Genomic DNA, 302 nt, shown 5'->3' with positions numbered 1-302 from the left:
GGTCAGGAACAGGACCGCCTGGACGCGGAGCATGTCGGCCACGATCGGCTCGCCATAATAGTCTGCCGCGAGGGGGGCGATCAGGAACTGCGCCACCGCAAGCGTTCCGTTGAGAAGCAGGAGGAGCGCGAAGACCTGTCCGACCTTCCGGCGATCGATTTCCGCTTCCTGCACCAGCGAATTGGCAAAGCCCCACCCGTTCATGAAGGCGAGGGCGGCCAGCACCACCTGGCTCATCGCGAAAAGACCGTAATCGCTCGGTTCGAGCAGGCGCACCACCATAAGGGTGGAAACCCAGGTGA

At 62.9% G+C, this 302-nt stretch carries 1 protein-coding gene; it reads right to left on the bottom strand.

The window, feature by feature from the left end:
* The coding region (locus A3736_RS06575) for an oligosaccharide flippase family protein (protein ID WP_156502023.1) at positions 1-302 on the bottom strand (302 nt) is incomplete at both ends.

This window comes from Erythrobacter sp. HI0063 (assembly GCF_001635685.1).
Classification (GTDB): Bacteria; Pseudomonadota; Alphaproteobacteria; order Sphingomonadales; family Sphingomonadaceae; genus Qipengyuania.
Note: the sequence above shows the minus strand (reverse complement) of the source record. Positions and strands in the feature narration are given on the sequence as shown.